Source organism: Erwinia artemisiae (genome assembly GCF_051400835.1).
Lineage (GTDB): Bacteria > Pseudomonadota > Gammaproteobacteria > Enterobacterales > Enterobacteriaceae > Erwinia > Erwinia aeris.
This window is the reverse complement of sequence record NZ_JBLFFM010000009.1, coordinates 122,186-141,047: the sequence shown is the minus strand read 5'-3', so window position 1 is coordinate 141,047 and position 18,862 is coordinate 122,186. Positions and strand designations below refer to the sequence as shown.

The window sequence follows — 18,862 nt, the reverse complement described above, 5'->3', positions numbered from 1 at the left end:
AAACAGGCGCTAATAAGAAAGTTTTATTGCAGACGCGGAAGAAAATGGCGGAAGCGATAACGGCAGTGCAGAGGGAAAAAAGGCGCGAGCCGTTAACGACTCGCGCCTTCGTGGCAAACTATTTCTTTGCCAGTAGCGGTTTAAGGAAGCGTGCGGTATGCGACTCTTTGCACTCCGCCACCGTTTCCGGCGTGCCGGAGACCAGGATCTCGCCGCCGCCGCTGCCGCCTTCCGGGCCGAGATCGACAATCCAGTCAGCCGTTTTGATCACGTCCAGGTTGTGCTCAATCACCACGATGGTATTGCCCTGATCGCGCAGCTGGTGCAGCACGGCCAGCAGCTGCTGGATATCGGCAAAGTGCAGGCCGGTGGTCGGCTCATCCAGGATGTAGAGCGTCTGACCGGTGCCGCGCTTCGACAGCTCGCGGGCCAGCTTGACGCGCTGCGCCTCGCCGCCGGAAAGCGTGGTGGCCGACTGCCCCAGACGGATATAGGAAAGGCCCACGTCCATCAGCGTTTGTAGCTTACGCGCCAGCGCAGGCACCGCATCGAAGAACTCGCGCGCTTCTTCGATAGTCATCTCCAGCACCTGGTGAATGCTTTTGCCTTTGTATTTAATCTCCAGCGTCTCACGGTTATAGCGCTTGCCCTTACACTGGTCGCACGGCACGTAGATATCCGGCAGGAAGTGCATTTCCACCTTAATCACGCCGTCGCCCTGACAGGCTTCGCAGCGTCCGCCGCGTACGTTAAAGCTGAAGCGGCCCGGCGTATAGCCGCGCGTGCGCGACTCTGGCACGCCCGCAAACAGTTCGCGCACCGGCGTAAAGATGCCGGTATAGGTGGCCGGGTTGGAGCGCGGCGTACGCCCGATCGGGCTTTGGTCGATATCGATAACCTTATCGAAATGCTCCATGCCGGTAATTTCGCGGTAGGGTGCCGCCTCGGCGATGGTGGCGCCGTTCAGCTGGCGCTGCGCGATAGGGAACAGCGTATCGTTGATCAGCGTCGACTTGCCGGAACCGGACACGCCGGTAATGCAGCTGAACAGGCCAACCGGCAGCGTCAGCGTGACGTCCTTCAGGTTGTTGCCTTTTGCGCCGCTCAGCTTCAGCACTTTGCTGGCATCGGCTTTGACGCGCTCTTCCGGCACCTGAATACCGCGCTCGCCGCTCAGGTACTGTCCGGTCAGCGACTCCTTCACCGCCATGATGTCGTCAACGGTGCCTTCCGCCACCACCTGGCCACCGTGCACGCCCGCACCCGGCCCGATATCGATCACGTGATCGGCAGCGCGGATCGCATCTTCATCATGCTCTACCACGATCACGGTGTTGCCTAGATCGCGCAGGTGTACCAGCGTCTCCAGCAGGCGCTCGTTATCGCGCTGGTGCAGGCCGATAGAAGGCTCATCCAGCACGTACATCACGCCCACCAGCCCGGCACCGATCTGGCTCGCCAGACGGATACGCTGTGCTTCGCCGCCCGACAGCGTTTCAGCAGAGCGGGACATCGACAAGTAATTCAGGCCGACGTTAACCAAAAACTTCAGGCGATCGCCGATCTCTTTCAGCACTTTCTCGGCGATTTTGGCGCGCTGGCCGCTCAGCTTCATGTTCTGGAAGAACGCCATTGCATGGCCGATGCTCATATCCGAAATAGTCGGCAGCGTGGTGTTCTCAACGTAGACGTGGCGCGCCTCACGGCGCAGACGCGTACCTTCACAGGTCGCACAGGCGCGGTTGCTGATAAACTTCGCCAGGTCCTCGCGCACCGCGGCGGACTCCGTCTCTTTGTAACGGCGCTCCATATTATGCAGCACGCCTTCGAACGGATGGCGACGCACGGAGGTATCGCCGCGATCGTTGATGTATTTAAACTCGATGCTCTCTTTGCCGGAGCCGTACAGGATGATTTTGCGAGCCTTGTCGCTCAGTGAATCAAACGGCGCTTCGATGTCGAAATCCAGGTGTTCGGCCAGCGAGCGCAGCATCTGGAAGTAGTAAAAGTTACGGCGATCCCAGCCGCGGATAGCGCCGCCGGCCAGCGACAGCTCCGGGTTTTGCACCACGCGATCCGGATCGAAATATTGCTGTACGCCCAGACCGTCGCAGGTCGGGCAGGCGCCGGCCGGATTGTTGAACGAGAACAGGCGTGGTTCCAGCTCCGTCATGCTGTAGCCGCAGATTGGACAGGCGAAATTGGCGGAGAAGATCAGCTCTTCCGCCTGCGCGTCGTCCATATCGGCGATCACGGCGGTGCCGCCGGAAAGCTCCAGCGCCGTCTCAAAAGATTCCGCCAGGCGCTGTTTCAGATCTTCCCGCACCTTGAAGCGATCCACCACTACTTCGATAGTGTGTTTCTTTTGCAGCTCCAGCTTCGGCGGATCGGAGAGATCGCAGACCTCGCCGTCGATGCGCGCGCGGATATAGCCCTGTGAAGCCAGGTTTTCCAGCGTTTTGGTGTGCTCGCCCTTGCGTTCTTTAACAATAGGCGCGAGCAGCATCAGGCGGCGGCCTTCCGGCTCCGACAGCACGTTATCCACCATCTGGCTGACCGTCTGCGCCGCCAGCGTGACGTCGTGGTCCGGGCAGCGCGGTTCGCCCACGCGAGCAAACAGCAGGCGCAGGTAGTCGTGGATTTCCGTAATGGTGCCGACGGTAGAGCGTGGGTTATGCGAGGTTGATTTCTGTTCGATCGAGATAGCTGGCGACAGCCCTTCTATATGATCGACATCCGGCTTTTCCATCAGCGAGAGGAACTGACGCGCATAGGCGGAAAGGGATTCCACGTAGCGGCGCTGCCCCTCGGCATACAGCGTATCAAACGCCAGCGAGGACTTACCCGAACCCGACAGGCCGGTGACAACGATCAGTTTGTCGCGCGGGATGATCAGGTTGATATTCTTCAGATTATGGGTGCGGGCACCCCGTACTTCGATCTTATCCATTCACAATTCCCGGATTAACACGGACGTCACCATGCCTGTCCGGCACGGCCAGAATTAAGCCTGTTAGTATGGCACAAAAAAAGCTGAATGGATATACAGTACTTTGCTGTATAATACGCCACGGGATCCTGGCATTGCCAGGCGGCGCCAGGGCATTTTGCGATCCTGCCCGCCCCGCCTGCCGAAAGGCTGCGCCTGAAAGCGACCCTTTGCGATCTGCCTCTGAAACCCGGATCCGAAGGTATAATCTATGGGTAGGGCGTGTTAGAATTTCATCCTTAAGCTAAGAACATTTATCGGAGAGACGAACATGGCCAGCAGAGGCGTAAATAAAGTAATCCTGGTGGGAAATCTGGGTCAGGATCCGGAAGTCCGCTATATGCCGAATGGCGGCGCCGTTGCCAACATTACGCTGGCCACGTCCGAAAGCTGGCGTGACAAGCAGACCGGCGAAACCAAAGAGAAAACGGAATGGCACCGCGTAGTGCTGTTCGGCAAGCTGGCGGAAGTGGCGGGCGAATACCTGCGAAAAGGCTCTCAGGTTTATATCGAAGGGGCGCTGCAAACCCGTAAATGGACCGACCAGGCGGGCGTGGAGAAGTACACCACCGAGGTTGTGGTTAACGTTGGCGGCACCATGCAGATGCTGGGCGGCCGTCAGGGCGGCGGCGCACCGGCTGGCGGCGGCCAGGGTCAGAACAACAACAACGGCTGGGGCCAGCCGCAGCAGCCTGCGGGCGGCAACCAGTTCAGCGGCGGCCAGCAGCAGCAGTCTCGTCCACAGCCGCAGCAGAACAGCGCGCCGGCGGGCAACGAGCCGCCAATGGATTTCGATGACGATATCCCGTTCTGATTATTGTCGCCGGGCCAAGGCCTGGGCAGACTAAACAGCAAAAACCCCGTTTATACGGGGTTTTTTTATGGCCGCAGTTTTATAGCCGCAGCGGATTAACCCAGCGTGCTGGTGGCGACGCTCTCGCTTTTTACGTTCTCTGCCGCGCGTTTACCGGCCAGGAACGCGTGATCCGAATTGTAGTACTCCCACTCGCTATAGCGACCCGACAGATGAATATCCTGGGTCAGCAGCCACTGGCGGATTAACGCGACGTTCGCCTGGCGGTGATGGTCGTACACCACATAGGCGTAAGGCATATCGACCTCGCTGGCGGTAATCACGGGATCGTCAGCGCGGATAATACCAACCCGAATACAATCCTCCACGCAGCGGGCTATCAGCGCGTCGCCTTTCAGCGGCAAAGGGTGCTCCGCGCAATAGCTGATCTCGCAGGTCAGGCCAAAGCCATCTTTCGGGTTATTAAACGGACTGGCGTTGCCTTGCAGGAAAATGCGGTGGAAGATCGTCTCGCCCGGATAGTAAATCCAGTGTTTCTCGCTAAGGTTAGCGCGGCCGATGCCCAGGTTGACGCAGCGCACTGAAACATGACGCAAATGCCTGGCGGCTGCCTGCACGTTTTGCGGCGCTTCATCGCCCATCAGAACGATCAGTTCCGGCAGCGGCATAGTATTGATCAGCTGCTCATAGCGAAAGGCCCGTCCGTCGGCCAGCAGCGCGGTGCGCGCCTGCGGCAGGATCTTGACGATAGCAGCATTGGTTTCCAGCCTGCATTTCAGATGGGGTAAAAAACCGGACATCAACGCCTGAAAACCGCCGCGCAGCGGATAGCCGAAGCGGGCGTTTGGGCCGACCGGCTTCGCCAGCGGCTTCAGCGCGCCGTCGATAATCTGATCCAAATCCGGTAAGGGCACGCGGCCGCCGAGCCATGAGGTTTCCATTTCGCTCAGCGGCAGCTTCCACAGCTTGTTGTTGTAGGGCAGCGCAAAATAACGCGCGATGCCTTTTCCCCACGTATGCAGGATAAACTGCTCAAAATTTTCCGGTTTGCCGACGGTCAGTGCGCACGCTTCATCGGGCACCGATCCATCCGCGCAGCAGTCGCGGTGGCTAAGACGGTTCTCCGTGCGGCGCAAATCCCTGGCGGCCGCGGCGTTAAGCGGCACCGCCTGCGCTTCGGCCTCGCCATAGCGCGCTTCGATAGCGCCAAGGATGCACTCTTTGATCACCTCCGGCGGCAGCCCATGCAGCGCGGACTGGAAAGGGTAGCGGGTGTGCACGCCCTCGCTGTAAACCCAGGCCTCCCGATCCTGCCAGTGCAGGTTATCGCCCAGCAGCATCTCGTAAAGCTGCAGCACGTAGGGATCCTGGGAAAACATAATATGGCCAGCGTAATCGAAGGTGAAACCGGCGTGTTCGACCGAGCGGCACCAGCCGCCGGGCGCGGCGTTTTTTTCCAGCAGCACGGCGCCTTCGCCATAGTGGTAGCCCGCGCTCAGCCCGGTCGGCCCGGCGCCGATAATCAAACAGGGAACCTTCTCTGCCTCTTCGGCCTGCACGTTAAGCCAGGCGACATCCTGTGCCTTAACGGCTGCGTCGGCGGCTGACGGCGCGGAGTGGGCGACGACAGCCTGTGTCATCAGCTCGTGCATTCGATCTGCAGTGCGATCCCAGGACGTCTCCGCCACTTTGGTGCGCATCTTCGCGGCGAGCATCTGGCGAGCGTCCGGCGTCAGTTTCAGCATCTTTTCACAGGCGTGGATAAAGGCCGCGTGACTATCGGCAATTTCGACCAGCCCCGCGTAGTGCCGCTGCACGTCGGCGATAGCCGTGCTGACGACAGGCAGACGAGCCGCCATATACTCCAGCACTTTGGTTGGGCTGATATAGCGCGTGGAGGCGTTCAGGGCGAAGGGCATCAGGCAGACATCCCAGCCCGCGAGAAACTGCGGCAGCGCCTGATAAGGCTGCTGCCCGAACCAGTGAATATTGCCGCGCTGCGACAGCGTAGCCGGATCGATTTTCACCACCGGCCCGACCATAACGATCTGCCAGTCCGGATGGCTGTCGGCCAGCGCCGCAATGAGCGGCAGATCCAGACGCTCATCGATCACGCCATAGTAGCCCAGGCGCAGCGGCGGCAAATTTTCCTGCAAAGGATGGCCGTTGCTGCGATCCAGCGCCTGCTCAAAATGCACCGCGTCTACGCTGCTGGGGAAGCAGTGTACGTGGGGATGCTTGCTTTTTTTCGCCTCGTACAGGCTGGTGCCGCCGGTAAACACCAGATCGGCCCGGCTCATCAGCGCGGATTCACGCTGTTGGAGCTGGCGCGGCGCCTGATCGAACGCCGACAGCTCATCCATGCAGTCGTAAATAATGGCGCGCGGCTTCAGGCCCGTCAGCAGAGGCAGCGCCATAGGCGTATAGAACCAAATCAGCGGCTGCTCATCCTCATCAATCAGCGTGGCGAGCAGAAGCTGAAGCGGCGCGATCTGGCTGTCGTGAAAACCCGGCGCGTTGACGTCGGTATGCGGCTGCACCACCGTCACGTTAGGCGCCGGGCTGCTGGTATGGATCTCTTCCGCTCCCGCCTGATAAATCGGCTCTTCAACAAACAGGATGCGGTAGTGCTGCGCGAGGCGGGTCAGCAGATGCTGAGGGCGTTGAAAAACGAATCCCCAACGCAGATGACTGAAAACAATCAGGACTGGTATTTTCATATTATTCTCCCGGGCTTCCCTGGCCGACGTGATAAAGGAATGAAAACGGCGCATCGTACGCTGCGCCAGGAGCAGAGCATGGTCATAAGGGTGTTGGAGCTGACGTGCACAGGGATCGGGGCCTTGCCGATCGAGATCCCACAAGCCGCTGCGGGTCCAGAAAGCGGTGTCTTCCCAAAGCGGTCGATCAATAATCGGATAAAGGCAAGCGCCGCTGATGGTGACGCCAGCCAGCTGCGCCTGCGCAAGCTGCGAGCCGATCTCCGCAATCCAGGCGCCGCGTCCGCTGCCGACATGGCTGGTTTCGGCCAGCAGTAGCGGCCGCCGGTAGCGGTTATGCAGCTCATGCAGCAGCGCATGCAGCGGCTTGCGGCGTACGTCGCCAAGATGCCAGTAGAGCCGACGGCCGGAAAACGCTTCCCACTGATTGTCGTGATAATAATTAACGCCAATCAGATCCAGATAGTGCGGCGCGCCGCCCAGTTCGGGCTCGCAGCGGCCGGCGATCATATCCCAGGCCTGATATTGGGATTCAGTCATGTTGCCGGCGGCCTGCCGACAGGCTTCGTTTTCTTCATCGGCGATAACGTGGATCAGGGGATCGCAGTGCAGAAAGCGCGCACGGGGATCGGCAAGGCGAATGGCGTCACAGGCGGCCAGCGTGGCGCGCACCAGCTGGCGCTTGGCGGCAAGCGCGCGGTCATTTTCCGGGCCGCCCGTACAGGCGAACAGGCCGACCGAGATACCCCAACTGAGGAAAGAAATCTCATTCATCGGCGCGTAAACCGGCGCTTCCGATCCTGCATAGAACGGCGCCAGAAATTCCGCTAAAGCGCCGCAAAATGCAGCGAAACTGCTGATAAATTCGGAAGAAAACAGGCTCAGGTATTCAGGCCAGCCGTAGTGGCACAGAGTCCAGGAGATCTGTATATCGTGTTCGCGTGCGGCCTGCATTCGCAACGCGACGGAAGAAAAATCGTAGCCCTTTGCCGTTTCAGCGAGCCGCCAGCCGACGCTTTCGCGCACGGTGGAAATATTAAAATGTTTAAGCCGGGCATAATCCTGTCGGGCCTGCGTCAGGTGGTCGGTAATCGCATTCATCGACAGGCGCTGGCCCTGCGGATTAATGTGATCGGCTCCTTCGTAACCCGCCTGCCAAAAACTGCGAAATGGCGCCATGCAAAATTCCCTTACCGTTTAAAAGAGAATATTTTCCCGCCAGCGTCAGGGTGCCGACGGCTGGATAGCAGCTGTGCAGGCCGATTACGATCGGTCCGAAAACCGTTTCCACGCCGTAAAAAAGGCAATATCCGCCGTAAGCTGGCGAACGGGGGAAAGCGGTAAAATCAGTGAGGAGCAGAAGAAAAGGCGGCTGGAGACTGAACCGCACAAGTCGCCGCGCCGCAGGCCATACTCAGCCAGGCGGCGAAACTTTGTACTGATTATAGACAGCATCCGGAAATGCAATGTGATTTTCGTCTCTTTCAGGAAAGTTCTGGCGCTGTAAAAGCACGCTAAACTTTTCCGACGAGAAGGCGGCCCGAAAACAGAAACGCCGTCTTATACACAGGGGATGACATTACGGGAGCGTGAAATGGCAACAGATCAACAGGTTGAAACCGCAAGAGGCGCATCTCCGTTTATTGCGGATTGCTCGCTTAAGGACGTAAAGCTGCCAAACGGGATAACGCTGCGCGTTGCCGTTATGGGGCAGGGTAAGCCGCTGGTGCTGCTGCACGGACATCCGCAGAACCACCTGGCCTGGCGGAAGATTGCGCCGGCGCTGAGCCAGCACTACACGGTGGTGATGCCGGATCTGCGCGGCTATGGCGACAGTGATAAACCGCCAGGCGATGCCGATCACCGCTGCTATTCCAAAAAAGTGATGGCGCAGGATGTGGCCCAGCTGATGGACGCGCTGGGCTATGACCGTTTCGCTTTTGTCGGCCACGATCGCGGCGGCCGCGTCGGACACCGGCTGGCGCTTGATTATCCTGATCGGGTGGAGCGCTGCGTTTTTCTCGATATTGCGCCGACGGCAACCATGTATTCGCAGACCGACAAAGCGTTTGCAACCCGCTATTTCTGGTGGTTTTTCCTGATCCAGCCCGAGCCGCTGCCGGAAAAAATGATCGGCAACGATCCGGCTTTTTTCCTGCAAAAGCATATTGAAGGACAGCTGAAAACGCCTGGCGCCACGGAGCCGGAAATTTTCGCCGATTATCTGCGCTGTTACCGCGATCCTGCGATGATCCACGCGGTCTGCGAAGATTATCGTGCCTCGGCGACAATCGACCTGGCAGACGATGCGGCGGACAGCGATCAACGTATCCGTTGCCCTTTGCTGCTGCTGTGGGGCGAGAAGGGCACGGTAGGCCAGCTTTACGACGTGGTCGCCACATGGCAGGAAAAAGCCCTGTGCGTCAGCGGCGAGGCGTTGCCGTGCGGGCATTCGCCTCAGGAGGAGGTGCCGGAAAACGTGCTGGCGACGCTGCTGCCTTTTCTGGCTGAGGATGAGGAATAGCCGCGCCTGCTCAGCGGTGCCCACCTGCTTGTGAAGGGAGAGTAGCCGCGCCTGTTTATCGGTGGCCGCCTGCCTGAGAGGGAGGAGTAGCCGCGCCTGTTTATTGGTGGCCGCCTGCCTGAGAAAGACGAGTAGCCGAACCTCGACTGCCTGCGACGGCTTCTGAAGCCGCGACGCCGACCAGGTCAGGCGAGCCGGATACCCGCGTCGATCATAAACTGCGCGCCGGTGCAGCCTCGCGCCTCATCGGAGGCCACAAACAGCGCCATTGCGGCCACGTCGCGACCCTGAAGCACTATCTTCAGCGCCTGCGCGGCCTGAATTTCCGCCTGCGCTTCCGGCGTGCGCCACAGCGCCTGCTGTCTGGGCGTGGCGATTGCGCCGGGTACCAGACAGTTGACCCGGATACCGTACTGGCCCAGCTCACGCGCCAGCGTCTGGGTCAGCCCGATAACGGCGGCTTTGGCCGTGGTGTAACCGACCATCCCGGGGCGGCCTCTCATAAACGAGGTTGAGCTGGTCAGTAGAATATTCCCCGATCCCTGTCGGCGCATAATCTCCGCCGCCGCCTGGCTGGCGAAAAACTGGTGATCCAGATTCACCGCCAGCCGATCGCGCCAGTATGCCGGCTCCACGCTAAAGAAATCGTGGCGATCGTCATTGGCGGCATTATTGATCAGCACGTCCAGCGCACCTTCCTGGCTGGCGATATCGTTAATAATCGCCCGACACGCCGCGCCGTCACGCAAATCGCAGTAGTGAAAAGTTGTGCCGAGCTGCTTTGCCAGCGCTTCGCCGCTGCGATCGATATCCAGAAAATGCACCTTGCCCTGCTGCTGAGCGAAAGCCGCAACCAGATCTGCGCCGATCCCGCTTGCGCCGCCGGTGATGATGATGGTCTTATTTTGCAAGCTGCTATAGCGAGTGTAAGTTTCGTTTAACATTAAACGCGTCTCCGGAGGCGGATTTGAGTTAAGTGCATGAAAACAGACGAAAGCGCCCGCGTCTTTTTTGCCGCAGCGGGCCAGCGCAATAGCGTAAAATCATAGCGTATTGGCGCTGGCTGGTTTCTAAACCGGCGGCCAAAAAACCCGGCGCGAATAAAATATAAAAAATAAACGTTGCTTAACTGAGTCAGGCATGACTTAATAGCGTCATCGGTTTGGAATACAGACCTTATGAAAGCAGTTTTAGTAAAGCAGTCCTCAGCGCAAGCGTTATCCAACGATATCCTTCCTCCTGATCTTCTTCTAAGTGCCCAATAAGTTATGCTCTGGAAACAGGCCTTCACGCCAATTTAAGTGGCTCAAAATTAAGGAAGTATCGATGTCTGGTAAAATGACTGGTTTAGTAAAATGGTTTAACGCGGATAAAGGTTTCGGCTTCATTTCTCCGCAGGACGGCAGCAAAGACGTATTTGTACATTTCTCTGCAATCCAGGGTAATGACTACAAAACGCTGGACGAAGGCCAGAAGGTAGAATTCACCATCGAAAATGGTGCTAAAGGCCCTTCAGCTGCAAACGTCGTCGCACTGTAAATATTATTACCACACTTACGATAGCGATGAAGGCAGCAGCCTGAGCAGTTAAGTGGAAAATAATAACAGTGACAAAAAACCCGCCTCGTGCGGGTTTTTTTACGTCTGTGGAAAAGGAAGTCACCGTCCGGAGGAGAGTTCAGTTCCCGAATAATCGAACATTCCCGTACGGCAGTCCAGAATGACGTAAGCTTCATCACTGCCTTTGCTGCCGCTGACCTGGAGCTTGCCGAACCACATCTTGTTCCCGAAAGTCGGGGCGGTATTAAAACTCAGGCTGTCCAGGCCGATAGCCGCTTTCCGCTCATTTTCTCCAGCCGAACGCAGCCACGACCGAATATATTCCTCGCGGACCTCTTCCGGCGTAAAGCGCGGACAGGCCTGCTGAAAAGCCTCATTGGCAGGCGCAACGCGTGAGTAAATCATCAGCGCCGCCAGGCAGGCCAGCGTCAGCACGCCGCCCAATAAAAGCGTAATAAAGTAAGAAAGGGGCTTCCAGAACCTGCGCATCGTACCTCCCTGTAAAGTCACCTCACGACACGCTACCGGAAAAGCATAACGTGTAACAAGATGGGCGTTTAGTCAGTCCAGCCTAAGCTTTCTACAATGGCCCGACGGTAAGTGGTGTCGATCTGCGCCGGCACCCGGCAGATATAATCTTTAGCATGTTCCCGCGTCTCGCCCGTCAGGCTGTCCAGATAGGCCAGCGCCGCCTCTAAAGAAGGCGTACGGCTCTCAATCTTATCGCAGCACGGCGGCAGAGCCGTCCAGATCACCGCATCAATATGCCGGTCGTGCGCCCATTTAGCCAGCGCGCCTGCCGGCCTGTCGGTCACTATCAGCGAGCCGATGCCGTCGCTACGCTGTGCCGGAATGGCCTCGCGGGCTTTCAACAGTTCACACGCCGTCGCGAGGTCATCAACCGTCAGCCATGCCCACAGCGCAGGAACGGGATCGGCGTTGATACAAATAGCCGTCGCCAGCTCGCCGCCGTCGCTGATGCGGGAAAATTCTATCGGCACAGGCGGCCCATTTTTATGCCATTCGCCCTCGACCGGCAGCACGCCGGATTTCCAGATAAGCGATCCCCAACCCAAACAGGCAATTCTCATTCTATTTTTCCTCGAAGACAGCGTCCGATAACTATGGCCTGATTACCCCAGGCCCGCCAGAGCGATGCGGCGAGAGATGAAAACCGTGGCTGAATGAGCCTGCTACGGTTATAAAAAGCGCAAAAGCTGACCGGCACGCGGCGTTTGTAAGGCCGCAGCGTAATGCGTTTTGGCGGGCAGATGAAAAAATGCCGCTCAAACGCATCAGCAAGCTGAGGATAAACAAAGCAGAACAGGGCTATTGTGCCTGAAACATCAGGGTATCGGTGCTAAAGGATCCGTCCGGCTGGAGGGCATAATGGCGCTTCACGCTGGCGGATGCTTTTTCCTGCAGCAAAAGGATCGCCTGCGTCAGCGTCTGCGGCGTTTGCATTCTTTCGATCCACGAAGCGAACGCCAGATCCAGACGATCCATCACCAGCCGGTTAACGATCATCCCGCTTTTGTTCGCCATCTTCAGCCAGTCACCCTGCGAGTAATTGCGTACGTGAGAAGGATCGCGCAGCATCTCCACCGTTTGCAGCCAGACATCCAGTACCGGCTGACCGGGCGAGGCGGTATCCATCATGATAAATTTACCGCCCGGCTTCAGGACGCGTTTTACCTTGTGCAGCGCCTGGCCGACGTCGTACCGGTGATGCGCGGAATTTATGCCGATCCCGGACGCGGACTGCCAAAGCGCGAGCTAAGGCGCGCTGGTTACGCGCCCTGCCAGGTTTCGTGCAGGGAAACCCACTGTGGATGGCCGTCGATCAGCCGGAACACCGCCGTTGACCAGCGCGCGGTGGCGGCTGCGTCTGGCCGGGTCTGCCGTTCAAGATAGCGTACTACCGCGCCGCCGGGCCAGCTTTCCACCAGCGTCAGTTCCTCAAGCACGATAGCCAGCCCCGGCCTGCCGCCGCGCTGCGCCAGAAAAAAGTCGCTCACGCTGGCCATATCCATGCAGCGACCGGTAGGAGGGATCATCACAAAGTCCGCGCTGAAGCGATTTAAAAGCGCCTGTATGTCGCCGCTACCCTGACCAAGCCAGTTTTCAATCGCCACGTGGGCAGCGATAACTTCCGTAAAATAAGGGTTCATGACTTCTCCGGTTGGGTTAACGTCGTTTTTCACTCAGGCGTGTTTGATAGTCGGCTCGCAAAGTACCGGAAAGTTCAGCGAGTTGGCGATAAAACACTGCTCATGCGCTTTTTCGTGCAGCGCTGCCGCCAGGGTAATATCGTCACCCGCGCGTAGCGTGATTTGCGGCTTCAGGACAATTCGGGTAAAACGGCCGCGTCTGGCTTCCAGCATGGTGCCTTCCGCCCTGTCGCAGTAGCTTTGCACGCTAATGCCCGCCTCGGCGCACAGGTGCAGATACCAAAGTTTATGGCAGGCGGAAGCGGAAGCCAGCAGCATCTCTTCGGGATTCCAGCGGCTGGCGTCGCCCAGAAAAGCGGGATCGGCGGAGCCGGCTATCTCTGCTTTAGCGTCGGCTACCACCTTAAACTGGCGGTCGTAGGCCTTGTAATTTTCGGTGCCCTGGCCTTTGTTGCCGGTCCACTCCACGGTCACCTGATAGTCATGCTCGCGATCTGCCATAGCGCTTCTTCTGTCCTGTTATTAACAAAATCAGAAGATTAGCGTTTTCTGCCCGCATTACCAGACGCATTTACAGCCTTTAGCGCTTTTCGGACAGATGCCACAGCTGTTCCGCCGTAACGGTAGCGCCGCCGCAGACAATCACCAGCGGTTTCCGGAACGCCGCCAGCAGCGGATGGCTATCGTAAATAACCGCCAGGCTTGCGCCGCAGGCTGGCTCGGTCAGCACGCGATGATCGTTCAGGAAGCGGCTGCACGCGGCGATAGCCTGGCTGTCGGTAACCAGCGCGCTGTGGATCGGATGCGTAGCGGCGCAGCGTAGAGACTGCTCGCTGACGCGCTTTGCACCCAGCGAACCGGCCACGCTGTTAATAGCGGCCAGCTCCACGGTATGACCGGCCTGCAGAGCCGCATGAAAGGAGGCTGCGCCTTCGGTTTCCACCGCTATCACGGGGACATCGTGCCAGCCGTTGCGCTGCAACCCTTCCACCACGCCGTTCAGCAGGCCGCCGCCGCCAACAGACAGGATCACCACGTCAGGTTTACAGCCGTCAGCGGCCACTTCATCGATCATTGTGGCATGGCCCTGCCACAGCAACGGATCGTCAAACGGGTGCAGAAAAGCATCCTTGCTGCCTGAGAGCGACTGAGCGTAGTGGTTGGCTTCCTGCCAGGACGCGCCGTGTACGATAACCTCTGCGTTCTCCTGACGCAGCAGCTCAACGGCGCGCGCGGAAGTGGTTTCAGGCACGACGACGATAACGGGTACGCCCAGCTGGCGACCGGCCCAGGCGACCGCCATGCCCGCATTGCCGCCGGAAGAAGAGACAAAGCGTTCGGCACCCTGGTGTAAATAGTGCTGGCAGGCCAGCCCGATACCGCGGATTTTAAAAGAGCCGGGCGGCTGAAACGCCTCCATTTTTAGCCAGACGTCACGTCCGGCCAGCAGGCTGAGCGCACGTGACGGGATAAGCGGCGTTGCTTGGTGTAGGTGCATATTTATTCCTGAAGGCTAACGAAGATGGGCAGCGGCAGATACGGCCCGGACTTCTGTTTCTACATCCAGATTGAAGGCCAGCTTGCTGCCTGCGACCGAACGGGCCGGGAAACCTGCGTAGCGCTGTCCGCCCGGCCTTTTGCCGTACGCAAAAGGCCGGATGAACGCGGGTTGCGCAGGTTAACCTCGCTCCGCGCAGCTATTCAGATCAGGCCTTCCGCCTTCAGCGCGGCCTGCACGGCGGGCCGTTCCGCGACGTTGGCAAGGTAACGCTGCACCGCAGGCCAGTCGTCCAGGCTAAATCCAACCACTTTGCTCCAGCCGAGCACGGTAAACAAATAGGCGTCGGCAATAGTGAAGCGGTCGCCGGTCAGCGTGGTTTTACCGTCGATTTCATTTTCCAGCCAGTTCAGTCGGCGCGTCAGCTGAGCAACTACCGCATCTTTCCACTCGCCTTTTACCGCCGGGTTAAACAGCGCCGCCAGCGTCTTATGCAGCTCGGCAGAAATAAAGCTCATCCACTCCAGCACGGCGTAGCGCGCTTCGCCCTGCGCAGGCAGCAGGCCGCTTTCAGGGTTTAAATCCGCCAGGTATTGTGAAATCACCGCGCCTTCAGTCATCACCCTACCGTTGTCCAGCGCCAGCGCGGGCACATAGCCTTTACTGTTGATGGCCCGAAAATCTTTGCCGCTGCGGGTGGTTTTGGTTTTTAAATCCACCGCCTCCAGCTCGTGCGCCAGGCCAGTTTCGTGCAGGACGATATGCGGGGCCAGCGAGCAGGCGCCGGGAGAGTAATAGAGTTTCATATTCTTCCCTAAATGGTAATGAATGGCCTGATGACGTTACTCCCGCCAGAGAGTGATAACAAGCCTTTCGGCTTTGGCAAAGCGCTAAGTTTTACGCGCGGTTTTTTCATTAATAACTTTATTATCAATAGTTTAATTATTACATTTGCACTGTGTTCACTTCTTTAAGCCTGTATTCTGAGAGATAATTCTTTTCGATTTCAGATGCCCCTCGCAAAACCCCCCGTTCACCCGTTTTTAATTTCCTTCCGTCACTAATATGTAAGTTAATCGTAATGATCCACCGTTTTATCTTAAAAGTGTAACTAAAAATAAACATTCCGCTTCTATATTGGCCTTCCAAAAAGAGGGGGAGCCTGATGCGTAGCTGGAATGAACCTGTCAAAAATAAAGCCCATATTGAACTGATCCCGATGATTGACGTGATGATGTTCCTGCTGGTGTTTTTTGTTCTGATCAGCCTGAACGTTATTCCTTCCCAGGGAATGAAAACCCAGCTGCCGGGCGCGGCCAGCGCGCAGCAGTTAAAACCGCAGCAGCACGCCATCGTTACGCTGGGCACGGATAACCGTCTGGAGCTGGACGGACAGCCGGTGACGCCGGAAACGCTTGTTAACCGGCTGAAAGCGCAGCAGGAAGACAGCCAGAAAACGGCGATCGTGCTTAACAGCGATAAAAGCGTGCCCGTCGAGCGGCTGATTGCCGTAATGGACAGCCTGCGGCAGGGCGGCTTTACCGCTATTTCTATCGCAACACGGAAACTATGACATGTACGCCGTCTATCGTTTTCGCCATGCTTTTAGCTGGCTGCCCGTGCTGATGGCGGCTGGCTGGGTGCTGATGAATCAGCACGCCACGCTGAAAATTGAACCGCGCTACGACGAATCAACCATGGAACTGGCGCTGGTGGAACCCCCATCGGCTGAAACGCCGCCGGTTGAGACACCGCCGGTTGAAACGCCTTCCGAACCACCAGCGGAACCCGAGCCTCAGCCCGTAGTGGAAACGCCGCCGGAACCTACGCTCTCCTCGCCTGAACCCGTTGCGCCGCCGCCGAAGCCCAAACCGAAGCCAAAGCCAAAACCGAAAAAGGCGATCGAGCCAGCCAGTACTTCGGTTAAACCTACTGCCGTTGCAAGGCCGATACCCGCCGCGTCGCCGGTCGCCACGCCCAAACCCGTCGCGCCGCGCGTCAACAGCGGCGCCATCGAAAACGGTTGGATCGCAGAGCTACGTCACGATCTGGAGGCACAAAAACGCTATCCCACCGGCCGTCAGGCCTCGCTGGAACGCCCGGAAGGCAGCGTGGAAATCTGGCTGGAAGTCGATCGCAGCGGTCGCGTACTGGCTTCCGGCATCAGCAGTAAAGCTCGCAATATGCTGCTTAATCGCGCCGCGCTGGGCAGCTTACAAAATATCAGGCAGGTCAAGCCGTTCCCGGCCGACGCCTTCGCCGGACAAAACAGCAGGCGCTTTACCGCCACGCTGAATTATCGGGCGCCGTGAACGCCCAACATCAAAACAGGAAATAATAATGAGCATTTTTATACGTTCCGGGGTGTGCCTTGCGGTGATGTCGGCCTTATCAATGGCGGCACAGGCAGCAGAAAGTACCGATGTCGGTGCCATTAATGTTCAGGGCGAGACGCTGGGCGGCGGCATGATGGTGCAGGAAGAGTCGGCGAAAGCACGTTCTACCATTACTAAAGAGGCGATGCAGAAGCAGGCGGATATGGCGGGAAACGCGCTGGATCGACTGAAATATACGCCCGGCCTGAACGTTAACAGCAACGACGCCAGCGGTTTGAGCGGCGTTGATTACACCATGCGCGGCATGAACTCCGATCAGATTGGCCTGTCGATCGACGGCATTCCAATTAACGACTCCGGCAACTACGCGGTTTACCCTAATCTGGTGGGCGACGCGGAAAATATCGAAGAGGTATTTGTGACGCAGGGCTCGGCCGAGGCAGACGGCCCCCATATTGGATCGAGCGGCGGCAATATCGGTCTGGTGACCAAAAGGCCCGCAAAAGATTTCGGCGGCTTTGTGAAGCAGACGCTGGGCAGTAACAATCTGAGTAAAACATTCGCCCGTCTGGAAACCGGCGAATATAACGGCTTCAGTAACTGGCTCTCTTATTCGCATACCGAAGCGAAAAAATGGCGCGGCGAAGGACGCTTATATTCCAATAAATTTGAGATGAACTCGCTCTTCGAGGCGGAAAATGGCAACAGCAGCAACCTGATTATGAAGTATAACCGTCAGGAAAACGCCAATTACAATACGTTAAGCAAGGCGCAGTTTGAACAGGACGGACGCTACGCCAACGATTATCCCGCTACGCCGCAGTACAATAGCCGTGGTCAGCTGTCGAGATACTACAAGCTGAACCGTAACCCGTTTGAGAATTTCACCCTCAGTTTTACGCAGAAACTCCAGCTGCAGGATAACCTGTCGCTGACGTTGCAGCCTTACTATTACTGGGGCAACGGCGGCAGCTTTACCGGCCAGAGCGCCAGCACGCTGGGGCCAACGTCCGATCAGGCGGGCCAGTACGATCTCAGCAATCTGACCAGCAATACTTATTACCGCCCGTCGTGGACACAAACCTGGCGGCCCGGCATCACGACTAAACTGAAGTGGGATATCAACGAGCAGCACAGTCTGGATCTGGGCTACTGGTATGAACGCGCTCGCCAGCTACAAACGCAGCCTTATGTGGCGATCAAGAGCGACGGTAATCCAGCTGATCTGTGGGGCGATCCGAACGGTGCCGGACAGGTAAAGGATGCCAACGGCAACACCGTGCAGGGCCGCAACCAGTATACCATCACGCCCGCGCAAAAAATCTGGCTACAGGATAGCTGGTTCGTCACGCCCGACTGGACGCTGGTCGGCGGTCTGGCCTGGCAGCACGTCGATCGTCGCGGCGAAAACAAAGGCAGCCTGGAAAACGCGCCGGAGCATCGCCACGCCACCTATCACAAGTTCCTGCCGAACTTCAGCGCCAGCTATCGGCTCGATCAGCAGAATCAGGTGTTTTACAACCTGACGCGCAATATGCGTACACCGCAAAACTACGTGCTCTATAACGTCGGCGATTCGATTAATACTAAACCGGAGCTGAGCTGGAACCATGAGCTGGGCTGGCGCTTTCAGCAAGACGATATGCTGCTCAGCGCCACGCTGTTCTATTTGCGCTATACCGACCGTCAGATTTCCACCACCAACCCGGATGGCGACTACGAGATGATGAACGTCGGCAAGGTGGAAAACCGGGGGCTGGAGGTCGAGTGGAGCGGCAAGCTGCCCTATAACTTCAACTACTACACGTCTTACACCTATACCGACTCCGAGCAGAAAGATAACGTCACGCGGGAAGATATCTCTCTGCCGACCAGCGGCAAGCAGCTGCCCAACTCGCCCAAAAATCTGTTGAACCTGACGCTGGGCTACGATGATGGCCGCTACTACAGCAGCGTCAGCGGAAAATATGTCGGCGCGTTTTACGGCGACATGACCAACGATGAAAAAGTGGGCGGCAGAACGGTGTTCGATCTGGCGGCAGGCGTTTATTTGCCAGTGGATAAAAAGATCGTCAAAAGCGCCGCGCTGCGGTTCGGCATCCTCAACCTGCTCGATAAGGAATACCTGACGTCGGCGCGCACTACGGTATTTAACGCCGATGCGCGTAACGGTCTTAGCGCCGCCACGCCTTATTACAATGTTGGCGTAGAGCGTACCTACAGCGTTTCGCTGGAAGCCACTTTTTAACC

The 18,862-nt window shown here is 57.8% G+C and carries 15 protein-coding genes and 1 pseudogene; 6 read left to right on the top strand and 10 right to left on the bottom strand.

Translation table 11 applies throughout. The features are described 5' to 3' along the window. Positions 1 to 118 precede the first annotated feature (118 nt). Positions 119 to 2,950 (bottom strand): excinuclease ABC subunit UvrA, encoded by a 2,832-nt coding sequence (gene uvrA / locus ACMGEE_RS18045; protein ID WP_253456179.1) that lies wholly within the window; start codon positions 2,948 to 2,950, stop codon positions 119 to 121. A 310-nt stretch (positions 2,951 to 3,260) separates the two neighbouring features. Between uvrA and ACMGEE_RS18040 the strand changes: the two genes are divergently transcribed. After that, positions 3,261 to 3,803, top strand: a complete 543-nt coding sequence (locus ACMGEE_RS18040; RefSeq protein ID WP_253456176.1) for a single-stranded DNA-binding protein — start codon at positions 3,261 to 3,263, stop codon at positions 3,801 to 3,803. Between the two features lie 95 nt (positions 3,804 to 3,898). Here ACMGEE_RS18040 and ACMGEE_RS18035 read toward each other — a convergent pair whose 3' ends face one another. Further along, on the bottom strand, positions 3,899 to 7,702 hold the full coding sequence (locus ACMGEE_RS18035; protein ID WP_436830430.1) for an NAD(P)-binding protein: 3,804 nt from the start codon (positions 7,700 to 7,702) through the stop codon (positions 3,899 to 3,901). 415 nt (positions 7,703 to 8,117) lie between these two features. Here ACMGEE_RS18035 and ACMGEE_RS18030 point away from each other — a divergent pair, with 415 nt between their 5' ends. Further along, a complete protein-coding gene (locus ACMGEE_RS18030) occupies positions 8,118 to 9,047 on the top strand; it encodes an alpha/beta fold hydrolase (RefSeq protein ID WP_436830429.1) in 930 nt (309 codons plus the stop codon). A 185-nt stretch (positions 9,048 to 9,232) separates the two neighbouring features. Here the strand turns inward: ACMGEE_RS18030 and ACMGEE_RS18025 are convergent, their stop codons facing one another. Then, complete coding sequence (locus tag ACMGEE_RS18025; protein WP_253456167.1) at positions 9,233 to 9,991, bottom strand: SDR family NAD(P)-dependent oxidoreductase; 759 nt, start codon at positions 9,989 to 9,991, stop codon at positions 9,233 to 9,235. 382 nt (positions 9,992 to 10,373) lie between these two features. Between ACMGEE_RS18025 and cspE the strand changes: the two genes are divergently transcribed. After that, on the top strand, positions 10,374 to 10,586 hold the full coding sequence (gene cspE / locus ACMGEE_RS18020) for a transcription antiterminator/RNA stability regulator CspE (RefSeq protein WP_125290184.1): 213 nt from the start codon (positions 10,374 to 10,376) through the stop codon (positions 10,584 to 10,586). Between the two features lie 120 nt (positions 10,587 to 10,706). On the opposite strand, the gene ACMGEE_RS18015 is transcribed toward cspE, so the two are convergent. From ACMGEE_RS18015 to gstA, 7 genes and pseudogenes are all read right to left on the bottom strand, one after another. Beyond that, positions 10,707 to 11,096, bottom strand: a complete 390-nt coding sequence (locus ACMGEE_RS18015; protein ID WP_436830428.1) for a hypothetical protein — start codon at positions 11,094 to 11,096, stop codon at positions 10,707 to 10,709. A 68-nt stretch (positions 11,097 to 11,164) separates the two neighbouring features. Next, positions 11,165 to 11,698, bottom strand: a complete 534-nt coding sequence (locus tag ACMGEE_RS18010; protein ID WP_436830427.1) for a hypothetical protein — start codon at positions 11,696 to 11,698, stop codon at positions 11,165 to 11,167. Positions 11,699 to 11,936: 238 nt separating this feature from the next. Continuing rightward, positions 11,937 to 12,344 (bottom strand): annotated as a pseudogene (locus ACMGEE_RS18005) (methyltransferase domain-containing protein); the annotation flags it as partial. Positions 12,345 to 12,397: 53 nt separating this feature from the next. Then, a complete protein-coding gene (locus tag ACMGEE_RS18000; RefSeq protein ID WP_394148921.1) occupies positions 12,398 to 12,778 on the bottom strand; it encodes a DUF4440 domain-containing protein in 381 nt (126 codons plus the stop codon). Between the two features lie 33 nt (positions 12,779 to 12,811). Next, a complete protein-coding gene (locus tag ACMGEE_RS17995) occupies positions 12,812 to 13,279 on the bottom strand; it encodes an OsmC family protein (RefSeq protein ID WP_253456158.1) in 468 nt (155 codons plus the stop codon). Between the two features lie 79 nt (positions 13,280 to 13,358). Beyond that, positions 13,359 to 14,276: a pyridoxal-phosphate dependent enzyme gene (locus tag ACMGEE_RS17990; RefSeq protein ID WP_301730350.1), complete on the bottom strand. Its 918-nt coding sequence runs from the start codon at positions 14,274 to 14,276 to the stop codon at positions 13,359 to 13,361. Between the two features lie 203 nt (positions 14,277 to 14,479). Continuing rightward, positions 14,480 to 15,082, bottom strand: a complete 603-nt coding sequence (gstA, locus tag ACMGEE_RS17985) for a glutathione transferase GstA (protein WP_253456153.1) — start codon at positions 15,080 to 15,082, stop codon at positions 14,480 to 14,482. A 359-nt stretch (positions 15,083 to 15,441) separates the two neighbouring features. Here gstA and ACMGEE_RS17980 point away from each other — a divergent pair, with 359 nt between their 5' ends. From ACMGEE_RS17980 to ACMGEE_RS17970, 3 genes are read left to right on the top strand one after another with little or no spacing between them, the layout of a single operon-like run. Further along, positions 15,442 to 15,849, top strand: coding sequence for an ExbD/TolR family protein (locus ACMGEE_RS17980; RefSeq protein WP_301252107.1), 408 nt, complete (start codon positions 15,442 to 15,444; stop codon positions 15,847 to 15,849). 1 nt (position 15,850) lies between these two features. After that, positions 15,851 to 16,588, top strand: a complete 738-nt coding sequence (locus ACMGEE_RS17975; protein ID WP_369895071.1) for an energy transducer TonB family protein — start codon at positions 15,851 to 15,853, stop codon at positions 16,586 to 16,588. 28 nt (positions 16,589 to 16,616) lie between these two features. Next, positions 16,617 to 18,860: a TonB-dependent receptor family protein gene (locus ACMGEE_RS17970; protein ID WP_436830426.1), complete on the top strand. Its 2,244-nt coding sequence runs from the start codon at positions 16,617 to 16,619 to the stop codon at positions 18,858 to 18,860. Positions 18,861 to 18,862 lie beyond the last annotated feature (2 nt).